Here is a 23,944-nt window from a genome sequence, read left to right on the forward strand (position 1 = left end):
TAGGTTATTGATTTAGAAATAATAACATTCGCGACAATATCCTAACAAGAATTTGCTTTCAGATATCAAAAAATAACTATTTTTACTTCATTAACTCAAACTACATGGATTTATTCATTTATTTATTTGCGGCACTTTTTTCGGTCTTAAACCCAATTGGTACCGTGCCAATTTTTGTTGGACTTACACAGCATGATTCTCAGGAAGAACGTTCCCGAATTTCGCTTTGGACCGCTATAAACGTTTTTATCATTTTGATCGTTTCGTTTTTTATTGGTCAATATGTTCTAAGCTTTTTTGGAATTAGCATTGACGCGCTTCGAATTGCAGGCGGAATTGTAATTGTAAACTCTGGGTTTTCATTACTTTCCGGAAAAATCAATAAAAAACGAGGAATCAATAAAAAGGTTGAAACGGATGCGCAACAACGTAATGACATCGCACTAACTCCATTAGCAATACCAATGCTAGCCGGACCGGGATCAATTTCGTTACTTATTGCTTTTTATCAGGAACATCACGGAATAGAAGAAATCATTATATCTTCTCTAGCCATTTTGGCTATTGCAGTTGCCATTTTTGCCATTTTGAAAAGCGCACATTATTTAGCCCGAATATTAGGTGCTTCAGGAATTGTGGCTATTTCCAGAATTGTTGGTTTTATAGTAATTTCTATCGGAATTCAATATATCGTAAGTTCGATTATCAATATAGTCAAAGGGAATTTGATGTAACTTATTCAATATTTCAAATAAAAAAATCCAAATTCCAACTGAAATATTCAGCTTTTGGAATTTGGATTTTTTTTTATTTAAAGCTACTAAAGCTTAATTTCTTGGCAAAAACACTTCTGCCATCATGCATCTTGCACTTCCGCCTCCGCAAGCCTCAATCGTATCCAGGCTTGAACTTAAAATTTCAGCATGATTTTCTAATTGAGTAATTTGTTTTGGAGTTAAACTTTGATGTGCCGATGCGCTCATAACGATATATTTCTTATCATTTGTACCTATAACTTCGAGCATATTACCGGCAAAGTTATTTACCTGAGCCTCGGTAATCAGAATAATTTCTTTTTTGTCCGCTTTTAGGTTTTCAAGAACCATTTTACGTTCTTTTTTATCATCAATGCAATCTGCACAGATAACCGCAAAAGTTTCTCCTAAACACATCATTACATTAGTATGATAGATTAGTTTACGTTCTCCTTCAACTGTCTGAAAAGCTTCAAAAATAACTGGAGCATAATCAAAATCTTCACAAAATTCGATAAACAATTCTTCATCAGCTCGAGGAGACAGTGCACAATATGCTTTTGCATTTGCTCGGTCTAAAAGTAAACTTCCTGTTCCTTCCAAGAAAAAGCCATCTTCTTCTGCAGATGTATAATCCATTATATTAGCAATTTCGAATCCTTTGTCTTCAAGAGTATCCAAAATATCTTCTCGACGTTCCTGACGACGATTTTCTGCAAACATTGGATAAAGTGCTACATCTCCATTTTCGTGAAAAGAAACCCAATTGTTTGGAAAAATACTATCCGGTGTATCTGTTTCCAAATTATCATCAATAACCGTAACATCAACCCCAACGGCTCTTAACTTTTCTACAAAAACATCAAATTCTCGCTGCGCTTTCGCATTTACTGTACTTGGCAAAAGTCCGTCTAATACTTTTTGATAATAATTATTTACAGCTGTTTGCTCATTCATTCTGAAAGCAACTGGCCGAATCATTACAATTGCATTTGTCGTTTGTTTCATTTTTATTTTTGTTATGGGTTGTAGGTTATGAGTTTTGAGTTTCTAAACGATAAGGTACTTAACTTTTCCACTTCTCTTCAACATATTTAATAAAATTAAATATTCTCCCTCCCAACCCTTCATAATTATTAATTAACTGATCCATACTACTAAATGTATTAGGATAAAGTTTCGCTATTTTTTCTAAATGCCCAATAGTTTCAAGACAACTTGAATGTGAATAAATTAAAAATTTAATAAAATCCGCTTTATATCTTCTTCTCCCATAACCTTCAACTATATTAGAAACTATAGAATCTGAAGATCTACGAATCTGACTTCCTAACTCATACAATTCATACTTAGGAAGTTTTAGCGACGAAGGATGAACTATATAAAACAGCTCCAGTCCAATTTTGTAGACATCTAAATCTTTATAACTTTTCATAAAAAAAACTTATTGAATCTCATTCCCACACTCATAACTCACACCTCACAACACAAAACTCAAAACTAGTCTCTAATTAAAGGTAATGTCGAACATCTTAACAAACCTTCTTGTTTTGCAATTTCAGCATACGGAATTTCTTCTACTGTAAAACCTTTAGCACGTAGCCAATTGTTCAATCTTGTGAAATTTTTCTCTGAAACGACTACATTTTCAGCGATAGAAAATACATTCGAAAACATATTGTACATTTCGTTTCTTTCGATATGAAATAAGTTTTCTTTTCCAAAAAGATTCACTAAATACATATAATCAGCTTCTTCACGGAAACCTCTTTTATAAATAATTCCTTTATCTTTTCCAACAGGTTGAAAACAGCAATCTAAATGCAGAGCATTATCGCGCGCTTCGATTTTAGATTTCACCAAATCAAACTCTTTTACAATTTTATTTGGGAATAATTCCTTAATGAATTTTACACCTTGCATATTGGTTCTTGCCGTAATGTAATCTTTATAATCACTTCCTTTATAAGTTCCTATAAAAATGTGATCATTCCAAAGCATTACATCACCACCTTCTATATGAACTTCTTCTGGCGGACGAACTACTTTTAGAGGATCTATCTGATCAATTATATATTGAATTGCATCTAACTCGCGTTCTCTATCAGGAAGGATATTTGATTTTACAAAAGTATCATCTATTACAAAACCTATATCTCTTGCAAAAATCTGATTGTAGTTTTCAATCATTTCAGGACGATAAACTTTTACATCGTATTTTTGAAAAACGGCATTAAAAGCATCCATTTCAGCAACCATATCTTTTTCGATAGGATATGTCCCTGCTTTAATATGTTCCAATGATTTAGGATCATAGGCTTCATCTAAAGATGGAGTCGGCCCATTATGAACAGCAGAACCCAAGACTACAGCACGCAATCTTGACGTTTCGTTCTTTATATTTAATTGCAACATAACTTTATTATATTTTGGCCAAAGATAAAAAAAGCTTCACAGTTAAGTGAAGCTTTAAAATATTTTTATTTGTTCGACTTAAAGTCTCTCAACGGGTGCCCAGTATAAATTTGTCTTGGTCGGCCAATTGGTTCTTTATTTTCACGCATTTCTTTCCATTGTGCAATCCACCCTGGTAATCTACCAATAGCAAACATTACTGTAAACATATCTGTAGGAATACCTAATGCTCTGTAAATAATTCCAGAATAGAAATCTACGTTTGGATATAAGTTTCTTGATTTGAAGTATTCATCTTCTAAAGCTGCTGTTTCTAATTTTTTAGCAATCTCTAAAATAGGATCTTCAACTCCTAAAGTTTCTAAAACTTCTTTAGCTGCTTTTTTGATGATTTTAGCTCTTGGATCAAAGTTTTTGTAAACTCTGTGACCAAATCCCATTAAACGGAAAGGATCATTTTTATCTTTCGCTTTCGCTAAAAATTTATCAGTATCACCACCGTCTTTATTAATTTCTTCCAGCATTTCAAGTACTGCCTGATTTGCACCTCCGTGAAGTGGTCCCCAAAGTGCAGAAACTCCTGCAGAAATAGAAGCAAATAAACCAGCATGAGATGAACCAACCATTCTTACTGTAGAAGTAGAACAGTTTTGCTCGTGATCTGCATGAAGAATAAACAATTTATCTAATGCAGCTACAATAACCGGATTAGCCGAGTAAGGGCTTGTAGGCAATTTAAACATTAATTGCATAAAATTATCTACATAACCTTGCGTATTGTCATAATAATTTAATGGATAACCCATAGTTTTTCTATAAGTCCACGTTGCAATTACAAGAAATTTACCCATTGTTTTACAAATGGCTTCGTACATCTCTTTTTCATTTTCAACGTTTACCGCTTTTGGATTAAATGCTGTTAAAGCACTCGTCAAAGCTGATAACACTCCCATTGGGTGCGCTGTTTTAGGGAATCCGTCAATGATATTTTTCATCTCTTCGTTTACCAAAGTATGTTTTCTAATACCATTTTCAAACTGCTCTAATTGTTGAGCTGTTGGCAATTCACCAAAAATTAAAAGATAAGATACTTCTAAGAAATTAGCTTTTTCAGCTAAATCTTCGATTGAATATCCTCTGTAACGTAAAATTCCTAATTCTCCGTCTAAGAAGGTGATTTCACTTTTGCAAGAACCAGAATTTTTATATCCAGGATCCAAAGTAATAATACCAGTTAAATCACGTAATTTGTTAATATCGATAGCTGATTCATTTTCGCTCCCTGTAATTACCGGAAGTTCAATTTTTTGACCATCTACTTCTAATGTAGCTATTTTTGACATAATATATCGGAAATAAATCTTTAAAATAATAATTTATCAAATCTAAGGAATTTAAGACTAATTAAAAAAAGAATCCTGCTATGAATTTGTTAAAACTCCAAAAAAAAACCATTCGCGTAAACGAATGGTTTAAATTTAATATATAACTCTTACAATTATTTGATCTTGAAAGCGTTTAATCCAGGGAAATAAGCAGTACTTCCTAACTCTTCTTCGATTCTTAATAATTGATTGTATTTTGCCATACGATCAGAACGAGAAGCAGAACCTGTCTTAATTTGACCACAGTTTAAAGCTACAGCTAAATCAGCAATTGTATTATCTTCAGTTTCTCCTGAACGGTGAGACATTACTGAAGTATACCCTGCATTTTTAGCCATATTTACAGCTGCAATAGTTTCAGTTAAAGTACCAATTTGGTTTACTTTTACTAAGATTGAATTTGCAATTCCTTTTTCGATTCCAGTTGAAAGACGCTCAACATTAGTAACGAACAAATCATCACCTACCAATTGAACTTTGTGTCCAATTTTTTCAGTTAAATATTTCCATCCATCCCAGTCATCTTCGTACATACCATCTTCGATAGAAATAATTGGATATTTAGCAGCAAGTTCAGCTAAATAATCAGCTTGCTCTTCAGAAGTTCTGATTTTTCCAGTTTCTCCTTCAAATTTAGTATAATCGTATTTACCGTTTACATAAAACTCAGAAGCAGCACAGTCAAGAGCAATCATAATTTCGTCTCCAAAAGTATATCCAGCTTTTTCAACAGCTAATTTGATAGTATCTAAAGCATCCTCAGTACCACCAGCCAAGTTTGGAGCAAAACCACCTTCGTCACCTACAGCAGTACTTAATCCTCTGTCATGTAATACTTTTTTCAAACTGTGAAAAATTTCAGTTCCCATTTGCATGGAATGAGAGAAAGAAGTTGCTTTTACAGGGAAGATCATAAACTCCTGAAATGCGATAGGCGCATCAGAGTGTGAACCTCCGTTGATGATATTCATCATTGGTACAGGTAGTGTATTAGCAGAAACTCCACCTACGTATCTGTATAATGGCAATCCAAGTTCGTTAGCAGCAGCTTTTGCAGCAGCCAAAGAAACTCCTAAAATTGCATTAGCACCCAATTTAGATTTGTTTGGAGTTCCGTCTAAATCGATCATTAACTGATCAATTGTATTTTGTTCGAAAACAGAAGTACCAACTAATTCTTCAGCAATAACAGTATTTACATTATTCACTGCATTTAAAACTCCTTTTCCCAGGAATGCTTTTCCTCCATCACGTAATTCAACAGCCTCATGTTCTCCAGTTGAAGCTCCAGATGGAACAGCAGCTCTTCCTAAAACTCCATTTTCAGTAACTACATCAACTTCAATAGTTGGATTACCTCTAGAATCAAAAATTTGTCTTGCGTGAACTTTTATTATAATACTCATTATTTTTGTTTTTTATTAATAAATTATAAATATTTTCCGAAATTATAAAAATATTCAATATTAAATACCACATTTAACAATTAAATATCTTTATTTTATTAACTACATCGTTTTAGCAGAAGCCCCTTTTATATTCTCAACAAACTGATCGAATAAATAAGAAGAATCATGTGGTCCGGGACTAGCTTCAGGATGATATTGTACTGAAAAACAATTCTTATTCTTCATACGCATACCTGCAACAGTTCCGTCATTTAAATGTAGATGTGTAATCTCTAAATCAGGATGATTATCTAACGCTTCTTTGTTTACAGCAAAACCGTGATTTTGAGAAGTGATCTCACCTTTACCCGTAATAATATTTTTTACCGGATGATTTATTCCTCGGTGACCATTAAACATTTTATAAGTCTGAACACCATTTGCCAAAGCAATTACTTGATGCCCTAAACAAATTCCGAATAAAGGATTATCATTAGCTAAAATTTCCTTTGCCACTTCAATTGCACCAAAAAGCGGATCAGGATCTCCAGGACCATTTGACAAGAAGTATCCATCCGGATTAAATTCAGCTAAATCTTTATAAGTAGAGTTGTATGGGAAAACTTTAATATAACAATCTCTCTTCGCAAGGTTTCTTAAGATATTCTTTTTGATACCAAGATCTAAAGCTGAAATTTTATAAGTAGCATTTTCATCACCAAAAAAATAAGGCTCAGTAGTTGAAACTTTTGATGCCAACTCTAAACCTTCCATGTTTGGCACATTTGCCAATTCTTTTTTAAGATCTTCAACCGAAGTACCGTCTGTACAAATAACAGCATTCATCGCACCGTTATCACGAATGTAGCTCACTAGTGCTCTGGTATCAACATCAGAAATACAGATTAGATTTTGTTTAATAAAATAATCTTCTAAACTCCCCGAAGAATCCTCTCTCGAGTAGTTAAAACTAAAGTTTTTACAAACTAATCCGGCAATTTTAATACTATCAGATTCAACTTCTAAATCATTAACACCATAATTTCCAATGTGAGGATTAGTAGCCACCATAATTTGACCAAAATACGAAGGATCAGTAAAAATTTCCTGATATCCGGTCATTCCAGTATTAAAACAAACTTCACCAAAAGTTTTACCGCTAATTCCGATAGATTTTCCGTGAAAAATAGTTCCATCACTTAGTAATAAAATGGCGCTTTGTCGTGTAGTGTATTTCATTATTTAATTTGTATTGTTTTTAATCGTCTTATAAAACCCGCTAAGCTTGTTTTAATTGTAACTAGATATTTTGCAAATTTACTTCTTTAAAACAGTGCTTCCAAGATTTTTTAAAAAATTCATTGATAAAATTAAAACCTAAGTTTAAAAATAAGTTACATTTCAAACTATTTTAAAAAAAATCAAAAAAAAAGGATAAACTAAAAATTAGCTTATCCTTGATTTCTATAGAATCATTACTTTCATAATTATTCAGAAGCTTCAGTAGTCGATTCTGATTCAGCAGCTGGAGCTTCCGGAGTAGTCTCCTCAGCTTTTTTTGCTTTACCACCACGACGGCTTTTAGCTTTTTTAACTTCTTTTTTACCACCATTGTAAAGTTCATTGAAATCTACAAGTTCGATCATTGCCATATCAGCATTATCTCCCAAACGATTTCCAACTTTAATGATACGAGTGTATCCACCTGGACGGTCTCCAACTTTAGCAGCTACGTCTCTGAACAAGTCAGTTACCGCATATTTACTACGTAAGTAAGCAAAAACAATACGACGGTTGTGAGTCGTATCTTCTTTTGATTTTGTGATTAAAGGCTCAACGAATTGTTTAAGCGCTTTAGCCTTAGCAACAGTAGTGTTAATACGTTTGTGCTCAATAAGAGAACAAGCCATATTAGCTAACATAGCTTTTCTATGTCCAGTCTGTCTGCTTAAGTGATTGAATTTTTTTCCGTGTCTCATTGCTATTTTAAATTTAATCCGCCGCGGCGGATTGAATTATTCTTTATCTAATTTGTATTTAGCTAAGTCCATTCCGAAAGTTAAATTCTTAACAGCTACAAGTTCATCTAGCTCAGTTAAAGATTTTTTACCAAAATTACGGAATTTCATTAGGTCATTTTTATTGAACGATACTAAATCACCAAGTGTATCAACTTCAGCCGCTTTCAAGCAATTTAATGCTCTCACAGATAAATCCATATCAACAAGCTTAGTTTTAAGCAATTGTCTCATATGCAATGACTCTTCATCATACGATTCTGTTTGTGCAATTTCGTCAGCCTCGAGTGTAATTCTTTCGTCAGAAAATAACATGAAGTGGTGAATTAAAACTTTAGCAGCTTCAGTAAGAGCATCTTTTGGATTAATAGAACCATCAGTTTTAATTTCAAAAACTAATTTTTCGTAATCTGTTTTTTGCTCAACACGGAAGTTTTCAATTGCATATTTTACATTTTTTACCGGAGTAAAAATAGAGTCTGTAAAAATGGTACCAATTGCAGCGTTCTGTTTTTTGTTCTCCTCAGCAGGAACATATCCTCTACCTTTTTCGATTGTTAAATCGAAGTTCAATTTGATTTTAGAATCTAAATTACAGATAACAAGGTCTGGATTCAGCACTTGGAAACCTGAAATAAATTTTTGAAAATCACCTGCTGTTAGTTGATCTTTACCAGAAACAGAAATTGTAACTGCTTCATTATCGATATCTTCAATTTGACGTTTGAAACGCACTTGTTTTAGATTAAGGATAATTTCGGTAACATCTTCAACAACACCTGAAATAGTAGAAAACTCATGATCTACACCTTCGATACGAACAGATGTAATTGCATAACCTTCTAATGCTGAAAGCAAAACTCTTCTAAGTGCATTACCAACTGTCAATCCATAACCAGGTTCTAAAGGTCTAAATTCGAATTTACCTTCAAAATCGGTTGAATCGATCATGATAACTTTATCGGGCTTTTGAAAATTAAATATTGCCATAAATTTCGACTAAGTCAATTATTATTTGTTGTACAACTCTACGATTAATTGTTCTTTAATGTTTTCTGGAATTTGAAGTCTTGCAGGTACAGAAACGAAAGTTCCTTCTTTAAGATCATTGTTCCAGGTAATCCATTCATAAACATGACTTGAATTTGATAAAGAACGTTCGATAGCTTCTAAAGATTTAGATTTTTCACGAACTGCAACTTTATCACCAGGCTTAAGGTGGTAAGAAGCGATATTTACAACTTCACCATTTACAGTAACGTGTCTGTGAGAAACTAATTGTCTAGCACCTCTTCTAGAAGGAGCGATACCCATTCTAAAAACAACGTTATCTAATCTTGCTTCACATAATTGTAAAAGAACTTCACCAGTAACACCTTTAGTAGCTGATGCTTTTTTGAATAAATTTCTGAATTGTTTTTCTAAAATTCCGTAAGAATATTTAGCTTTTTGCTTTTCCATTAACTGAACAGCGTACTCAGATTTTTTTCCTCTTTTTTTAGCCATCCCGTGTTGTCCAGGTGGGTAATTTCTTTTTTCGAAAGATTTATCATCTCCGAAGATTGCTTCGCCAAATTTACGAGCAATTCTAGTTTTTGGACCAGTATATCTTGCCATTTCTAAAAAATTAAATTTAAGGTAGAGATTATGAATTCAGGTCAAATCCTTCGATAATCTATATTCTACCTTGTTTATACTATGAATAAATAAAATTAAACTCTACGTCTTTTTGGAGGACGACATCCGTTGTGAGGCATTGGAGTAACATCGATAATCTCTGTAACTTCAATTCCACCGTTATGAATAGAACGAATAGCAGACTCACGTCCGTTTCCTGGTCCTTTTACATAAACTTTTACTTTTTTAAGTCCAGCCTCAAGAGCTACTTTACTACAATCTTCTGCTGCCATTTGGGCTGCGTATGGAGTATTCTTTTTAGAACCTCTGAAACCCATTTTACCAGCTGAAGACCAAGAAATAACTTCACCTTTTTTGTTTGTCAAAGAAATGATGATGTTATTGAAGGTAGCAGAAATATGAGCTTCTCCCGTTGATTCAACGATAACTTTACGTTTTTTTGCAGTTGCTTTAGCCATATTACTTATTATTTAGTTGCTTTTTTCTTGTTAGCAACAGTTTTTCTTTTACCTTTTCTTGTTCTAGAGTTGTTTTTAGTTCTTTGTCCTCTTAACGGAAGACCAGATCTATGACGGATACCTCTATAACAACCAATATCCATTAAACGTTTGATGTTTAAAGAAACTTCAGAACGTAATTCTCCTTCAATTTTGTAAAATGAAACTGCATCACGAATCGCTCCGATCTCGTCATCATTCCAATCTTGAACTTTTTTATCTTGGCTAACTTGAGCTTTTTCTAAAATCTCAATAGCTCTACTTCTTCCTAATCCAAAGATATAGGTAAGTGCTATAACACCTCTTTTATTTTTTGGGATATCTACCCCTGCTATTCTTGCCATAATTATCCTTGTCTTTGTTTAAATCTAGGATTCTTTTTGTTTATTACGTACAATCTCCCTTTTCTACGCACAATGATGCACTCGGGACTTCTCTTTTTTACTGATGCTCTAACTTTCATAGTGAATATCCTTTAATATCGATAAGTAATTCTTGCTTTTGACAAATCATAAGGACTCATTTCTAGTTTCACTTTATCACCAGGTAATAACTTGATGTAATGCATACGCATTTTACCAGAAATATGAGCAATTACGATATGTCCATTTTCTAACTCTACACGGAACATCGCATTTGATAATGCTTCGATGATTGATCCGTCTTGTTCTATTGCTGATTGTTTTGCCATATAAAAATTAAGCTACTGCTTTTCTATTTTTACCAGTCTTCATTAAACCATCATAATGTTTGTTTAACAAGTATGAATTGATTTGTTGAATAGTATCTATTGCAACTCCAACCATAATTATTAACGAGGTACCTCCAAAAAACATTGCCCAAGATTGTTGTACATCCATAATACTTACAACAATAGCTGGGAACACAGCAATCAAAGCAAGGAATAAAGATCCTGGGAAAGTTATTAAAGACATCACTTTGTCAAGAAATTCTGAAGTTTCAGCTCCTGGACGAACGCCCGGGATAAAACCACCACTTCTTTTCAAATCATCAGCCATTTTGTTAGTAGGAACTGTAATTGCAGTATAGAAAAATGTAAATACAATAATTAAAGTTGCAAATACAAAATTATACCAAAATCCGAACATATTACTAAACGCGCCAACAATAGATTGTGATGTGTCTGATTTAGACAATCCAGCTACAGCTGCAGGTATAAACATAATTGCCTGAGCAAAAATGATTGGCATAACCCCAGAAGCATTAAGCTTAAGAGGAATCCATTGTCTATTACCACCTGCCAAATCTTGCTCGTAATCCCCACTTGTTGTACGACGAGCGTACTGAACAGGAATTCTACGTACTGCCATTGTAAGCAATACACAAGAAATGATTACTAATAACCAAACAATAATTTCAATAACTAACAACATTGGACCACCATTGTTATTGGTAACTCTGGTTGTAAATTCTTGTATAAAAGCTTGCGGTAAACGCGCTAAAATACCAACCATAATCAATAATGAAATTCCATTTCCAATACCTTTATCAGTAATTTTTTCCCCAAGCCACATAGCAAAAATTGTACCTGTAACCAAGATAATAACAGACGAAAACAAAAATTCAGGTGAATTAAAGCCTAGTAAGAATGCACTTCCAGGTAACGTTCTGTATAAATTATAGATATAAGTTGGACCTTGAACCAGTGTAATAGCTATAGTCAACCAACGAGTGATTTGATTAATCTTCTTTCTACCACTCTCTCCATCGTTTTGAAGTTTTTGCAAATAAGGAATAGCAATTCCCATTAACTGAACAACAATAGATGCAGAAATATAAGGCATAATTCCTAAAGCAAAAACTGAAGCTTTAGAGAAAGCACCTCCTGTAAACATGTCTAGGATAGATCCTAAACCATTTTTAGTTTGTCCCGCTAAACCTGTTAATTGAGTTGCGTCAATTCCAGGTAGCGTTACGTGTGCACCAAAACGATATACTAAAAGCAATCCTAATGTAATTAAGATTCTGTTTTTCAGTTCTTCGATTTTCCAAACATTACTTATTGATTCAATAAATTTCTTCATCTTAGTAGATAAGTTATATAGTTACAGCTTCTCCTCCAGCAGCTTCAATAGCAGCTTTTGCAGTAGCAGTAAATTTGTGGGCAGTTACTTTTAATTTTGCTTTCAATTCTCCTCTACCTAAAATCTTAACGATTTCATTTTTGGTAGCAAGACGATTTGCTACGAAATCTGTCATTGAAACAGAATCAGTAATCACACCATTGTCTACTAATAATTGAAGCGTATCTAAATTAACACCTTCGTATTCTTTACGATTGATGTTTGTGAAACCAAACTTAGGTACACGTCTTTGAAGTGGCATTTGCCCTCCTTCAAAACCAATCTTTTTAGAATAACCAGAACGAGATTTTGCTCCTTTGTGACCTCTTGCAGAAGTACCACCTTTTCCTGAACCTTCTCCTCTACCTAATCTTTTATTTTGATTGTGTGTTGACCCTTCAGCTGGTTGTAAGTTACTTAAATTCATAACAGTATTTGTTATTTAGCTTCTTCGACAGAAACTAAGTGTTTAACTTTGTTTATCATCCCAAGGATAGCAGGATTTGAATCATGCTCTACAACTTGTCCCATTTTACGTAGACCTAAAGCTTCCAAACCTCTTTTTTGAGAAAGAGGACAGTTGATTTTGCTTCTTACTTGTTTTACTAATAATTTAGCCATAATTTCCTTGAATTAACCTTTAAAAACTTTTTCTAAAGAAACACCTCTTTGTTTTGCAACAGTGTGAGCGCTTCTCATTTGTAATAAAGCATCAAAAGTTGCTTTTACCACGTTATGAGGATTTGATGATCCCTGAGATTTAGATAATACATCGTGAATACCTACTGATTCAAGAACTGAACGAACAGCTCCACCAGCAATAACTCCTGTACCATGAGAAGCAGGAATTAAGAATACACGTGCACCACCAAATTTACCTTTTTGTTCGTGAGGAACAGATTGTCCGTTCAAAGGAATTTTTACTAAATTTTTCTTAGCATCTTCTACTGCTTTCGCAATTGCTTCAGAAACGTCTTTAGATTTTCCTAATCCGTGACCAACTACTCCGTTTTCATCACCTACAACTACAATAGCAGAAAAACCGAAAGCTCTACCACCCTTTGTAACTTTAGTAACACGATTAACACTTACCAGACGATCTTTAAGTTCAAGACCACTTGGTTTTACCAATTCTACATTTTTGTATTTAGACATAATATATTAGAATTTAAGTCCAGCCGCTCTTGCGCCTTCTGCTAATGATTTAATACGACCGTGATACAAATATCCACCTCTATCAAAAGTGATGGTTTCGATCCCAGCTTTTAACGCTTTCTCTGCAACTAATTTTCCAACAGCAGCAGCGACTTCAACGTTAGTACCTTTTCCTATTTCTTTTTCTCTTGAAGATGCAGCTAAAATTGTAACTCCATTTACATCATCAATAAGTTGAGCGTAAATTTCTTTGTTACTTCTAAATACAGATAGTCTTGGGTTAGTAGCAGTACCACTAATCGATTTTCTAATTCTGAATCTAATTCTCTGTCTTCTATCAGATTTTGTTAATGACATAATCTTATTTTTTAAGCTGATTTACCTGCTTTTCTTCTTAATACTTCACCCACAAATTTAACACCTTTTCCTTTGTATGGCTCAGGCTTACGGAAACCTCTGATTTTCGCAGCAACCTGTCCTAAAAGTTGTTTGTCAAATGATGTTAATTTTACGATAGGGTTTTTACCTTTTTCAGATATTGTTTCTAAAACTACTTCTGGAGCAATTTCTAAAACAATATTGTGAGAATATCCAAGAGCTAAATCTAATTTTTGACCTTGGTTTGAAGCTCTATAACCAACTCCAACTAATTCAAGTTCTTTTGTAAAACCTTCAGACACACCAATTATCATATTATTGATTAATGATCTGTATAATCCGTGTTTTGCTCTTTGGTCTTTATGATCAGACGATCTTTCTAATAAAACTTGATCGCCTTCAACTTTTACAGTAATGTCCGAAAACTCCTGAGTTAGTTGACCTTTTTTTCCTTTTACCGTAACGATACCGTCTTTAACTTCTACAGTTACTCCAGCAACGATTACAATTGGGCTTTTACCTATTCTTGACATCTTATTTAGTCTTTAAAATTAGTATACGTAACAAATTACTTCACCACCTACATTTAATTGTTTCGCTTGTTTTCCAGTCATAAGACCTTTTGAAGTTGAAACAATTGCAATTCCTAATCCGTTAAGGATTCTTGGTAATTTGGCAGCACCTGCGTATTTACGTAAACCAGGTTTACTAATTCTTTGGATATCTTTAATTACTGGCTCTTTAGTATCTTTATCATACTTTAAAGCGATTTTGATTGAACCCTGAACAGAGTTGTCCTCAAATTTGTAACTCAAGATATAACCTTGATCAAATAAGATCTTAGTTATTTCTTTTTTTAGATTAGATGCCGGAATTTCAACAACTTTGTGGTTTGCAGCCACAGCGTTACGAACTCTAGTCAAATAATCTGCAATAGGATCTGTATACATATGTATTTGATTGCGACTATGGTTTTCGGGAGGCACCCGCCTCCCGAACCTTTAATCAATTAAAATTATTTTTTGGTTTGCAAAAGTACTAACTTTTTGCGAGATTACCAAGATGCCTTTTTAACTCCAGGAATTAACCCATTATTAGCCATCTCACGGAAAGTTACACGTGAAATACCAAATTGACGGATATAACCTCTTGGTCTACCTGTTAATTTACAACGATTGTGCAAACGAACTGGTGAAGCATTTTTAGGTAATTTTTGTAGACCTTCAAAATCTCCAGCTTCTTTCAAAGCTTTTCTTTTCTCAGCATACTTAGCTACCGTTTTCTCTCTTTTCACCTCACGGGCTTTCATTGATTCTTTAGCCATGTCTTAATTCTTTTTAAAAGGTAATCCTAATTCAGCCAATAATGACTTTGCTTCCTTGTCTGTTTGAGCAGTAGTAACAAATGTAATATCCATTCCTGAAATTTTGTTTACTTTGTCAATATCAATTTCCGGGAAAATGATTTGCTCTAAAACTCCAAGATTGTAATTACCTCTTCCGTCGAAACCAGTAGCTTTGATACCACTAAAATCTCTAACGCGTGGTAAAGCAGAAGTAATAAGTCTATCTAAAAACTCATACATTCTTTCACCACGTAAAGTAACTTTTGCTCCAATAGGCATCCCTTTTCTCAATTTGAATGACGCAACGTCTTTCTTTGAAATTGTAGATACTGCTTTTTGTCCAGTGATCTTTGTCAACTCATCAACTGCATAGTCAATAAGTTTTTTATCAGATACAGCTGCACCAACTCCACGGCTCAAAACGATTTTTTCAAGTTTTGGAACTTGCATCACGTTTGTATATCCGAATTCTTCTTTAAGAGCAGAGATCACTCTACTCTTATATTCTTCTTTTAGTCTAGGTGTATATGCCATTACTATAGTACTTGATTAGATTTTTTTGAAAATCTTACTTTCTTATCTCCTTCTACTCTAATACCAACTCTAGTTGTTTCCTTAGTTTTAGGATCAATTAGTGAAATGTTAGATATTTGTATAGAAGCTTCTTTCTTAACGATACCACCTTGAGGGTTTTTAGCACTTGGTTTTGTATGTTTCGAAACCATGTTTACACCTTCAACTATCGCTTTATTTTTCTCACGGTAAACACGTAATACTTTACCTTCAGCACCTTTATGGTCTCCAGCAATAACTCTTACGATATCTCCTGATTTTATTTTTAGCTTTATCATCTTAAAACGAATTAAAGCACTTCTGGTGCTAATGATACAATTTTCATGAATTGTTTTTCACGAAGTTCTCTTGCTACCGGACCAAAAACACGAGTTCCTCTCATTTCCCCTGCAGCGTTCAAAAGAACACATGCATTATCATCGAAACGGATATAAGAACCATCAGCTCTTCTCACTTCTTTTTTGGTACGTACAACAACTGCAGTTGAAACAGCTCCTTTTTTAACGTTACCGTTAGGAGTTGCATCTTTAATAGATACTACAATCTTGTCACCAACAGAGGCATACCTTCTTTTGGTACCTCCTAAAACACGGATAGTTAAAACTTCTTTTGCTCCCGTGTTATCTGCTACTTTTAGTCTTGATTCCTGTTGTACCATAATTATTTAGCTCTTTCTAAGATTTCAACTAATCTCCAACATTTTGTTTTACTTAAAGGACGCGTTTCGCTAATTCTTACAGTATCTCCAATGTTACAGTCGTTTGTTTCGTCGTGTGCAACGTATTTCTTTGTTTTCAACACGAACTTACCGTATAATGGGTGTTTTACTTTTCTTACTTCAGCAATAACAATAGATTTATCCATTTTATTTGAAGTAACAACACCTATTCTTTCTTTTCTTAAATTTCTTTTTTCTTCCATCTTTCAGCAGAATACAATTATTGTAACTCTCTTTTAGTTAACTCTGTAGCCAATCTTGCAACTGTTCTTCTTACACTTCTAATTTGAAGTGGGTTCTCAATTGGAGAAATAGCGTGAGCCATTTTTAGGTCAGCATATATTTTCTTAGTTTGACTAAGTTTTTCTTGCAACTCCGCTGCAGAAAGATCTTTTATTTCTGATTGTTTCATAATATAAATTTAATTATGCTTCGAAATCTCTAGCAACGACGAATTTAGTTTTTACTGGAAGCTTTTGAGCTGCAAGACGTAAAGCCTCTTTTGCAACTGATAAAGGAACTCCTCCAACTTCAAACATAATTCTTCCGGGTTTAACAACGGCAGCCCAATATTCAACGGCACCTTTACCTTTACCCATACGTACCTCAAGAGGCTTCTTAGTAATTGGTTTGTCTGGAAATATTTTGATCCATAATTGTCCTTCTCTCTTCATGAAACGAGTTGCAGCAATACGCGCAGCTTCGATTTGACGAGAAGTTAAGAACATTCCATCTTCATGTACAGATTTAATACCAAACATTCCATTAGAAAGTTCATGCCCTCTTTGAGAGTTACCTTTCATTTTACCCTTTTGTACCTTACGGTATTTTGTTCTTTTAGGCTGTAACATTTTTCTTTAGTTTAAAAATTTACTTTCTTTTACGAGCGTCTGGTTTTCCACCTTTATTAAAGTTAGATTTACCTCTAGGAGCATCTCCACCTTTACCACCACCAGTTCCAGATTGTTTTTTATCCATTCCTGCAAGTGGAGAAAGATCTCTCTTTCCATAAACTTCACCTTTCATGATCCATACTTTGATACCCATTCTACCATAAGTAGTGTGAGCTTCAGCCAAAGCATAATCAATATCTGCTCTGAAAGTTGATAGAGGAATTCTACCTTCTTTGAAACCTTCTGAACGTGCCATCTCTGCACCATTCAAACGACCAGAAATCAAAACTTTGATACCTTCAGCGTTCATACGCATAGAAGCAGCAATAGCCATTTTGATTGCACGTCTGTAAGAAATACGGCTTTCGATTTGACGAGCGATGCTTGTCGCCACAAGATAAGCATCTAATTCAGGTCTTTTGATTTCAAAGATGTTGATTTGAACCTCTTTGTCAGTAACTTTCTTAAGTTCCTCTTTCAACTTGTCTACCTCTTGTCCACCTTTTCCGATAATGATACCAGGTCTAGCAGTAGTGATAGTAACGGTTACAAGTTTCAAAGTTCTCTCGATGATTACTTTAGATACACTAGCTTTTGATAAACGAGCGTGGATATACTTTCTGATTTTGTGATCTTCGGCAAGTTTATCACCGTAATCATTTCCACCATACCAGTTTGAGTCCCACCCTCTGATGATACCAAGTCTATTTCCAATTGGATTTGTCTTTTGTCCCATGCTGCTTAAGAATTGCTTTGTGTGTTATTGATAGCTCCAAGCACGATTGTTACGTGATTAGAACGTTTTCTTATTCTGTGTGCACGACCTTGTGGAGCTGGACGAAGTCTTTTCAACATCATTCCACCATCTACTCTGATCTCCTTAACAAATAATCCAGCTTCTTCTAAATTACCTTCACTATTTTTTTGCTCCCAGTTGTTGATTGCAGATAATAATAGTTTCTCTAATTTTCTTGAAGCTTCTTTAGAACTAAATCTTAAGATGTTAAGTGCTCTTTCTACCTTCTGACCTCTTACCAAGTCCGCTACTAAGCGCATTTTTCTAGGTGAAGTAGGGCAGTTATTCAATTTTGCGAAAGCAATAGACTTATTAGCCTCTTTTCTCGCATCTGCTGTTTCTCTTTTACGAACTCCCATTGCTTCTTATTTTTTACCTTTATTTTTTGCTCCAGCATGACCTCTAAAAGATCTAGTTGGTGAAAATTCTCCTAATTTGTGACCTACCATGTTTTCTGTTACGTAAACTGGTACAAATTGACGACCGTTATGAACTGCGATAGTTTGTCCAACGAAATCCGGAGTAATCATAGAAGCTCTAGACCAAGTCTTCACTACACTATTTTTACCACTTTCTACGTTTTCCTGAACTTTCTTGTCTAACTTATAATGAACGAAAGGTCCTTTTTTTAATGAACGTGCCATATCTTATTATTTCTTTCTACGTTCTACGATATACTTGTTACTCGGGTTTTTCTTAGAACGAGTTCTATAACCTTTTGCTGGTATTCCATTTCTTGAACGTGGATGTCCACCAGAAGAACGTCCTTCTCCACCACCCATTGGGTGATCAACAGGGTTCATTGCAACAGGTCTTGTTCTAGGTCTTCTTCCTAACCATCTTGTTCTACCAGCTTTTCCTGATACAACTAATTGGTGATCTGAATTAGAAACAGCTCCAATTGTAGCCGAACAAGTTAACAAGATTAATCTTGTTTCACCAGATGGCATTTTAATTGTAGCATATTTTCCATCTCTTGCCATTAATTGAGCAAATGTACCAGCTGAACGAGCAATTACTGCTCCTTGACCTGGACGTAACTCAATACAAGAGATTACAGTTCCTAAAGGAATTCTACTTAAAGGCAATGTATTACCAATTTCAGGTTGAGATTCTGGACCAGAAACTAATTTCTGACCAACTTTCAATCCGTTTTGAGCAATTACATAAGTTTTCTCTCCATCAGCATACGCTAATAAAGCGATAAATGCAGTACGATTTGGATCGTATTCGATTGATTTCACAGTAGCCGGAATTCCGTCTTTAGTTCTTTTGAAATCAATAATACGATATCTCTGCTTGTGACCACCACCCGTATAACGCATGGTCATCTTTCCTTGACTATTTCTACCTCCAGAGTTTTTTATCGGCGCTATCAAAGAGCGTTCCGGCTTATCAGTTGTAATGGCGTCATAACCATTCACAACTCTAAATCGCTGACCTGGGGTAATAGGTTTTAATTTTCTTACTGACATTTTTCTATCTTAGATATTGTTGTAAAAATCAATTGTTTCTCCTTCTTGTACTTGAACAATCGCTTTTTTAATTGCATTTGTCTTTCCACTGATCAAACCACTTTTAGTGTATTTTGTAGTTCTATCCGGTCTTACGTTCATCGTGTTAACTGAAACGATAGTTACTCCATAAGCAGCTTCAACAGCTTTCTTAATTTGAACTTTGTTTGCTTTTTTGTCAACAACGAATCCGAAGCGGTTTAAAACTTCACTTTCTTTGGTTACTTTTTCTGTTACTATAGGTCTAATTATGATACTCATATTCCTATTATTTGCTTAAATTTTCTTCGATTAACTCCAAAGAACCTTCTAAAAGCACTAAATTATTAGTGTTTAAAATAGCGTAAGTGCTTAATTCTGAGCTAGTTACGACATTAGAAGCCTTTAAATTGCGTGACGACAAATATACATTTTTATTTGACTCTCCCAACACAAATAGAGATTTTTTATTTTCTAACCCTAAAGCTTTCAAAACGTTAATGAAATTTTTAGTGTTTGGCGCTTCAAAATTAAAGTCTTCAAGAACGATGATATTCGCCTCTTTTGCTTTGATTGAGAAAGCTGATTTTCTTGCCAATCTTTTCAAGCTTTTATTCAATTTGAATGAATAACTTCTTGGTCTTGGTCCGAAAATTGTTCCACCACCTTTAAACAATGGATTTTTGATACTTCCCGCACGAGCTGTACCTGTTCCTTTTTGTTTTTTAATCTTACGTGTACTTCCTGTCACTTCAGCTCTTTCTTTAGCTTTGTGGGTTCCTTGTCTTTGATTAGCAAGATATTGCTTTACATCAAGGTATACAGCGTGATTGTTTGGTTCAATTGCGAATACTGAATCAGAAAGTTGAACTTTTCTTCCAGTATCTTTTCCGTTGAAATCTAATACTTTTACTTCCATTACTTCTGAATGATTACATAAGAGTTTTTATGTCCAGGAACACATCCTTTAATAACAAGTAGGTTCTTTTCAGCAACCACTTTTAAAACTCTAAGGTTTTGAACTTTTACATTGTCTCCTCCCATTCTTCCAGCCATACGCATTCCTTTGAATACTCTAGATGGATAAGAAGAAGCTCCCACAGAACCTGGCGCTCTTAAACGGTTGTGTTGACCGTGAGTTGCTTGTCCAACACCACCAAATCCGTGACGTTTAACAACCCCTTGAAAACCTTTACCTTTAGATACACCTTGTACATCTACAAATTCTCCTTCAGCAAAAATAGAAACATCAATAAGATCTCCTAATTTTTGTTCAGTTGCAAAATCTTGAAATTCAACGACTTTTTTCTTAGCAACAGTTCCAGCTTTTTTAAAGTGACCTAAAGCCGCTTTAGTGGAATGTTTCTCGTTTTTGTCATCGAAACCAAGTTGCAACGCTTCGTACCCGTCAACACCTTTGGTTCTGACTTGGGTAACAACACACGGCCCAGCCTCGATTACTGTACAAGGAATGTTTTTCCCGTTTTCGTCGAAAATACTAGTCATGCCGATTTTTTTACCAATTAACCCAGACATAAATATTAATTATTAATTACTAAAATTCCCTTCAATTTGAAAATAACAGAAATTTCCAAACAGGGAGTGCAAAAGTATACATTAAAATTGAATATACCAAACAGTTAGAAAAATTAAATAGCTCATAATCAAAATCAAAGCATCGATCTCAGCACCGCCAATATTTTTTTTCCCCTGAAAAATATTTTTCAGCACCTTAACCCTCAAACCTCATTACCTTAACACTCACCTAATATTAAATAAAAAAAACCTTCGCAACAGCCTAAACCAAAGACATTTCAACTAAAAGCAAAACAATTGCCATCTATTAATATTTGACTAAAAATTATCAAATATTTTTTTCGCCATAAAAAAAAGCGAGACATTTCTGTCTCGCTTTTCTATATAAAATATAATAAAAAAATTATACTTTTATTTCTACTTCAACTCCACTTGGCAATTCAAGTTTCATTAATGCATCAATAGTTTTAGATGAAGATGAATAAATATCAATCAATCTCTTGTATGACATTACTTCAAATTGCTCTCTCGCTTTTTTGTTAACGTGCGGAGAACGTAACACAGTGAAAAGTTTTTTGTGAGTTGGTAACGGAATTGGACCTGTTACAACTGCTCCAGTAGTTTTTACTGTTTTTACGATCTTTTCAGCAGACTTATCTACCAACATGTGATCGTAAGATTTTAGTTTTATTCTGATTTTTTGACTCATTTTCTTAAGAATTAAGCGTTACCTTTTGCTTTTTTAATTACAGCTTCTGAAATATTAGAAGGTGTTTCTGCATAGTGAGAAAACTCCATTGTTGAAGTAGCTCTACCAGAAGATAATGTTCTTAATGTTGTTACATATCCAAACATTTCTGACAAAGGCACATCAGCCTTAATAGTTTTAGCTCCATTTCTGTCACCCATGTCATTAACCTGACCTCTACGACGGTTGATATCACCTACGATATCCCCCATGTTTTCTTCAGGAGTAATAACTTCCATTTTCATGATAGGCTCAAGAATTACCGCTCCAGCAGCTTTAGCAACTTCTCTATAACCCATTCTTGCAGCTAATTCAAAAGAAAGAGCATCAGAATCGACAGGGTGGAAAGATCCGTCAGTTAAAGTTACTTTCAAACTATCTACTTGGTATCCCGCTAAAGGACCAGTTTTCATAGCTTCACGGAAACCTTTTTCTACAGATGGAATATATTCCTTAGGAACGTTACCACCTTTTACAGCATTAATAAATTGCAATCCTACAGGTACTTTACCATCAACTTCGTCAGCCGGCTCAAGTGTAAATACGATATCACCGAATTTACCACGACCTCCTGATTGTTTCTTATAAGTCTCTCTATGTGTTGCACTTCTAGTAAACGCTTCTTTATATTCAACTTGAGGCTCACCTTGGTTCACTTCAACTTTAAATTCACGTTTCATACGATCTACCAAGATATCTAAGTGAAGCTCACCCATACCAGAGATAATTGTTTGCCCTGAAGCCTCATCTGTTCTAACCGTAAATGTTGGATCTTCTTCAGCTAATTTAGCCAAAGCCATACCCATTTTATCAACGTCAGCTTTAGTTTTAGGTTCAATTGCAATACCAATTACCGGCGCAGGGAATTTCATAGACTCAAGAATAATTGGGTGTTTTTCATCACACAATGTATCTCCAGTTTTAATATCTTTAAATCCAACAGCAGCTCCAATATCTCCAGCCTCAATAAATTCGATTGGATTTTGTTTGTTTGCGTGCATTTGATAGATACGAGAAATTCTTTCTTTATTTCCTGAACGAGTGTTCAAAACATAAGAACCAGCATCTAAACGTCCAGAGTAAGCACGGAAGAAAGCTAAACGACCTACGAATGGATCAGTAGCAATTTTAAATGCCAAAGCAGCAAACGGCTCTTTTACATCTGGCTTACGCAAGATTTTAGTTTGATCTTCCTCTAATAATTCAGCATCATCAGGGTGAATCCCTTCAATACCTTCTTTATCCATTGGAGATGGTAAATACTTACATACAGCATCCAACATAAACTGAACTCCTTTGTTTTTGAAAGAAGAACCAGCAAGCATTGGAATAATTGCCATATCTATAGTAGCAGCTCTTAAAGCTTTATTGATTTCCTCTTCTGTAATAGAATTTTCATCTTCCATGAATTTCTCCAAAAGATTCTCATCATAATCAGCAACTGCTTCAATAAGGATAGATCTGTATTCTTTTACCTCTGCAAGCATATCCTCAGGGATAGGCACAATATCAAAAGTAGCCCCTAAAGTTTCATCATGCCATATAATAGCCTGATTCTTCACTAAATCAACTACACCTTTGAAATCATTCTCTTCACCAATTGGCAAAGTGATTGCAACTGCATTAGATTTCAACATATCTCTAACTTGTTGACATACATTCAAAAAGTTAGAACCTTGTCTGTCCATTTTATTAACGAATCCCATACGAGGAACTCTATATTGATCAGCAAGTCTCCAGTTAGTTTCAGACTGAGGCTCAACACCATCAACTGCACTAAACAAGAAAACCAATCCATCAAGTACACGTAAAGAACGATTTACCTCTACAGTAAAATCAACGTGTCCGGGAGTATCAATAATATTAAAGTGGTAAGACAATGTTTCCGGCAAAACTTTTCCTTGTTGAGTTGGAAAATTCCACTCACAAGTAGTAGCTGCAGAAGTAATTGTAATACCTCTTTCTGCTTCTTGTTCCATCCAGTCCATTGTAGAAGCACCATTATGTACTTCACCAATTTTGTGAGTTTTACCAGTATAAAAAAGGATACGCTCAGTTGTTGTTGTTTTACCAGCATCAATGTGAGCAGCAATTCCGATATTTCTTGTATATTTTAAATCTCTAGCCAT

Annotated in this window: 37 protein-coding genes; 1 reads left to right on the top strand and 36 read right to left on the bottom strand. The window is 34.5% G+C overall.

Annotated elements, in window-relative coordinates; genetic code table 11:
* Window positions 1–104 precede the first annotated feature (104 nt).
* A complete protein-coding gene (locus tag ACIDC4_RS20530) occupies window positions 105–734 on the top strand; it encodes a MarC family NAAT transporter (protein WP_230033103.1) in 630 nt (209 codons plus the stop codon).
* 93 nt (window positions 735–827) lie between these two features.
* Here the strand turns inward: ACIDC4_RS20530 and ctlX are convergent, their stop codons facing one another.
* The 36 genes from ctlX to fusA all read right to left on the bottom strand — a co-directional run bounded on the left by ctlX (window position 828) and on the right by fusA (window position 23,944).
* Window positions 828–1,763 carry a citrulline utilization hydrolase CtlX gene (gene ctlX / locus ACIDC4_RS20535; RefSeq protein ID WP_412043705.1) on the bottom strand — a complete coding sequence of 312 codons (936 nt, stop codon included), beginning with the start codon at window positions 1,761–1,763 and terminating at the stop codon, window positions 828–830.
* Window positions 1,764–1,821: 58 nt separating this feature from the next.
* Window positions 1,822–2,190 (bottom strand): four helix bundle protein, encoded by a 369-nt coding sequence (locus tag ACIDC4_RS20540; RefSeq protein ID WP_065450863.1) that lies wholly within the window; start codon window positions 2,188–2,190, stop codon window positions 1,822–1,824.
* Between the two features lie 65 nt (window positions 2,191–2,255).
* Window positions 2,256–3,170 carry a dimethylarginine dimethylaminohydrolase family protein gene (locus ACIDC4_RS20545; protein ID WP_412043704.1) on the bottom strand — a complete coding sequence of 305 codons (915 nt, stop codon included), beginning with the start codon at window positions 3,168–3,170 and terminating at the stop codon, window positions 2,256–2,258.
* Window positions 3,171–3,235: 65 nt separating this feature from the next.
* On the bottom strand, window positions 3,236–4,513 hold the full coding sequence (locus ACIDC4_RS20550; RefSeq protein WP_065450861.1) for a citrate synthase: 1,278 nt from the start codon (window positions 4,511–4,513) through the stop codon (window positions 3,236–3,238).
* Window positions 4,514–4,668: 155 nt separating this feature from the next.
* Entirely contained in the window at window positions 4,669–5,961 is a 1,293-nt protein-coding gene (eno, locus tag ACIDC4_RS20555; protein WP_412043703.1) for a phosphopyruvate hydratase, read from the bottom strand.
* A gap of 102 nt (window positions 5,962–6,063) precedes the next feature.
* A complete protein-coding gene (gene carA / locus ACIDC4_RS20560) occupies window positions 6,064–7,182 on the bottom strand; it encodes a glutamine-hydrolyzing carbamoyl-phosphate synthase small subunit (protein ID WP_412043702.1) in 1,119 nt (372 codons plus the stop codon).
* A gap of 248 nt (window positions 7,183–7,430) precedes the next feature.
* A complete protein-coding gene (gene rplQ / locus ACIDC4_RS20565) occupies window positions 7,431–7,922 on the bottom strand; it encodes a 50S ribosomal protein L17 (protein ID WP_029272056.1) in 492 nt (163 codons plus the stop codon).
* 36 nt (window positions 7,923–7,958) lie between these two features.
* Window positions 7,959–8,951, bottom strand: coding sequence for a DNA-directed RNA polymerase subunit alpha (locus ACIDC4_RS20570; RefSeq protein WP_026109818.1), 993 nt, complete (start codon window positions 8,949–8,951; stop codon window positions 7,959–7,961).
* Between the two features lie 21 nt (window positions 8,952–8,972).
* Entirely contained in the window at window positions 8,973–9,578 is a 606-nt protein-coding gene (gene rpsD / locus ACIDC4_RS20575) for a 30S ribosomal protein S4 (protein ID WP_026982953.1), read from the bottom strand.
* A gap of 95 nt (window positions 9,579–9,673) precedes the next feature.
* Complete coding sequence (gene rpsK / locus ACIDC4_RS20580; RefSeq protein WP_007803677.1) at window positions 9,674–10,057, bottom strand: 30S ribosomal protein S11; 384 nt, start codon at window positions 10,055–10,057, stop codon at window positions 9,674–9,676.
* 8 nt (window positions 10,058–10,065) lie between these two features.
* Complete coding sequence (gene rpsM / locus ACIDC4_RS20585) at window positions 10,066–10,440, bottom strand: 30S ribosomal protein S13 (RefSeq protein ID WP_007803675.1); 375 nt, start codon at window positions 10,438–10,440, stop codon at window positions 10,066–10,068.
* Window positions 10,441–10,442: 2 nt separating this feature from the next.
* Window positions 10,443–10,559 (bottom strand): type B 50S ribosomal protein L36, encoded by a 117-nt coding sequence (ykgO, locus tag ACIDC4_RS20590; protein ID WP_072945378.1) that lies wholly within the window; start codon window positions 10,557–10,559, stop codon window positions 10,443–10,445.
* A gap of 12 nt (window positions 10,560–10,571) precedes the next feature.
* Window positions 10,572–10,787, bottom strand: coding sequence for a translation initiation factor IF-1 (gene infA, locus ACIDC4_RS20595; protein WP_007136545.1), 216 nt, complete (start codon window positions 10,785–10,787; stop codon window positions 10,572–10,574).
* A gap of 7 nt (window positions 10,788–10,794) precedes the next feature.
* Complete coding sequence (gene secY, locus ACIDC4_RS20600) at window positions 10,795–12,141, bottom strand: preprotein translocase subunit SecY (protein ID WP_065450858.1); 1,347 nt, start codon at window positions 12,139–12,141, stop codon at window positions 10,795–10,797.
* A 13-nt stretch (window positions 12,142–12,154) separates the two neighbouring features.
* Window positions 12,155–12,607 (bottom strand): 50S ribosomal protein L15, encoded by a 453-nt coding sequence (gene rplO / locus ACIDC4_RS20605; RefSeq protein ID WP_017495009.1) that lies wholly within the window; start codon window positions 12,605–12,607, stop codon window positions 12,155–12,157.
* A gap of 11 nt (window positions 12,608–12,618) precedes the next feature.
* Window positions 12,619–12,801, bottom strand: a complete 183-nt coding sequence (rpmD, locus tag ACIDC4_RS20610; RefSeq protein WP_017495010.1) for a 50S ribosomal protein L30 — start codon at window positions 12,799–12,801, stop codon at window positions 12,619–12,621.
* 12 nt (window positions 12,802–12,813) lie between these two features.
* Window positions 12,814–13,338 (bottom strand): 30S ribosomal protein S5, encoded by a 525-nt coding sequence (gene rpsE, locus ACIDC4_RS20615; RefSeq protein ID WP_085950926.1) that lies wholly within the window; start codon window positions 13,336–13,338, stop codon window positions 12,814–12,816.
* Between the two features lie 3 nt (window positions 13,339–13,341).
* A complete protein-coding gene (gene rplR, locus ACIDC4_RS20620) occupies window positions 13,342–13,692 on the bottom strand; it encodes a 50S ribosomal protein L18 (RefSeq protein ID WP_056245956.1) in 351 nt (116 codons plus the stop codon).
* Window positions 13,693–13,703: 11 nt separating this feature from the next.
* The gene (rplF, locus tag ACIDC4_RS20625) at window positions 13,704–14,246 is read right to left on the bottom strand and encodes a 50S ribosomal protein L6 (protein WP_412043701.1); all 543 of its coding nucleotides are present in this window, start codon (window positions 14,244–14,246) and stop codon (window positions 13,704–13,706) included.
* 18 nt (window positions 14,247–14,264) lie between these two features.
* The gene (gene rpsH / locus ACIDC4_RS20630) at window positions 14,265–14,663 is read right to left on the bottom strand and encodes a 30S ribosomal protein S8 (protein ID WP_017495014.1); all 399 of its coding nucleotides are present in this window, start codon (window positions 14,661–14,663) and stop codon (window positions 14,265–14,267) included.
* Window positions 14,664–14,767: 104 nt separating this feature from the next.
* A complete protein-coding gene (rpsN, locus tag ACIDC4_RS20635) occupies window positions 14,768–15,037 on the bottom strand; it encodes a 30S ribosomal protein S14 (RefSeq protein ID WP_007803655.1) in 270 nt (89 codons plus the stop codon).
* A gap of 3 nt (window positions 15,038–15,040) precedes the next feature.
* A complete protein-coding gene (rplE, locus tag ACIDC4_RS20640) occupies window positions 15,041–15,592 on the bottom strand; it encodes a 50S ribosomal protein L5 (protein ID WP_035619635.1) in 552 nt (183 codons plus the stop codon).
* Between the two features lie 2 nt (window positions 15,593–15,594).
* The gene (gene rplX, locus ACIDC4_RS20645; protein ID WP_007803650.1) at window positions 15,595–15,909 is read right to left on the bottom strand and encodes a 50S ribosomal protein L24; all 315 of its coding nucleotides are present in this window, start codon (window positions 15,907–15,909) and stop codon (window positions 15,595–15,597) included.
* Window positions 15,910–15,920: 11 nt separating this feature from the next.
* Entirely contained in the window at window positions 15,921–16,289 is a 369-nt protein-coding gene (gene rplN, locus ACIDC4_RS20650; RefSeq protein ID WP_007803649.1) for a 50S ribosomal protein L14, read from the bottom strand.
* A gap of 2 nt (window positions 16,290–16,291) precedes the next feature.
* Window positions 16,292–16,552, bottom strand: a complete 261-nt coding sequence (rpsQ, locus tag ACIDC4_RS20655; RefSeq protein WP_007803646.1) for a 30S ribosomal protein S17 — start codon at window positions 16,550–16,552, stop codon at window positions 16,292–16,294.
* A 17-nt stretch (window positions 16,553–16,569) separates the two neighbouring features.
* On the bottom strand, window positions 16,570–16,761 hold the full coding sequence (gene rpmC, locus ACIDC4_RS20660; RefSeq protein ID WP_007803639.1) for a 50S ribosomal protein L29: 192 nt from the start codon (window positions 16,759–16,761) through the stop codon (window positions 16,570–16,572).
* Between the two features lie 13 nt (window positions 16,762–16,774).
* Entirely contained in the window at window positions 16,775–17,200 is a 426-nt protein-coding gene (gene rplP, locus ACIDC4_RS20665; protein WP_007803637.1) for a 50S ribosomal protein L16, read from the bottom strand.
* 19 nt (window positions 17,201–17,219) lie between these two features.
* Window positions 17,220–17,978: a 30S ribosomal protein S3 gene (gene rpsC / locus ACIDC4_RS20670; RefSeq protein WP_012022487.1), complete on the bottom strand. Its 759-nt coding sequence runs from the start codon at window positions 17,976–17,978 to the stop codon at window positions 17,220–17,222.
* 5 nt (window positions 17,979–17,983) lie between these two features.
* A complete protein-coding gene (gene rplV, locus ACIDC4_RS20675; protein ID WP_007803631.1) occupies window positions 17,984–18,397 on the bottom strand; it encodes a 50S ribosomal protein L22 in 414 nt (137 codons plus the stop codon).
* Between the two features lie 6 nt (window positions 18,398–18,403).
* Complete coding sequence (gene rpsS, locus ACIDC4_RS20680; protein ID WP_012022488.1) at window positions 18,404–18,682, bottom strand: 30S ribosomal protein S19; 279 nt, start codon at window positions 18,680–18,682, stop codon at window positions 18,404–18,406.
* A gap of 6 nt (window positions 18,683–18,688) precedes the next feature.
* Window positions 18,689–19,513 (bottom strand): 50S ribosomal protein L2, encoded by an 825-nt coding sequence (rplB, locus tag ACIDC4_RS20685; protein WP_007803623.1) that lies wholly within the window; start codon window positions 19,511–19,513, stop codon window positions 18,689–18,691.
* A gap of 9 nt (window positions 19,514–19,522) precedes the next feature.
* Window positions 19,523–19,813: a 50S ribosomal protein L23 gene (gene rplW, locus ACIDC4_RS20690; protein WP_017495018.1), complete on the bottom strand. Its 291-nt coding sequence runs from the start codon at window positions 19,811–19,813 to the stop codon at window positions 19,523–19,525.
* A gap of 7 nt (window positions 19,814–19,820) precedes the next feature.
* The gene (rplD, locus tag ACIDC4_RS20695) at window positions 19,821–20,450 is read right to left on the bottom strand and encodes a 50S ribosomal protein L4 (protein WP_395357230.1); all 630 of its coding nucleotides are present in this window, start codon (window positions 20,448–20,450) and stop codon (window positions 19,821–19,823) included.
* On the bottom strand, window positions 20,450–21,067 hold the full coding sequence (gene rplC, locus ACIDC4_RS20700; protein WP_007803612.1) for a 50S ribosomal protein L3: 618 nt from the start codon (window positions 21,065–21,067) through the stop codon (window positions 20,450–20,452). The genes rplD and rplC overlap by 1 nt, the downstream gene beginning before the upstream one ends.
* Before the next feature lie 403 nt (window positions 21,068–21,470).
* Window positions 21,471–21,776, bottom strand: coding sequence for a 30S ribosomal protein S10 (gene rpsJ, locus ACIDC4_RS20705; RefSeq protein ID WP_007803605.1), 306 nt, complete (start codon window positions 21,774–21,776; stop codon window positions 21,471–21,473).
* A gap of 11 nt (window positions 21,777–21,787) precedes the next feature.
* A complete protein-coding gene (gene fusA / locus ACIDC4_RS20710; RefSeq protein ID WP_412043700.1) occupies window positions 21,788–23,944 on the bottom strand; it encodes an elongation factor G in 2,157 nt (718 codons plus the stop codon).

The sequence above is a fragment of the Flavobacterium sp. C3NV genome (assembly GCF_046825355.2).
GTDB lineage: Bacteria > Bacteroidota > Bacteroidia > Flavobacteriales > Flavobacteriaceae > Flavobacterium.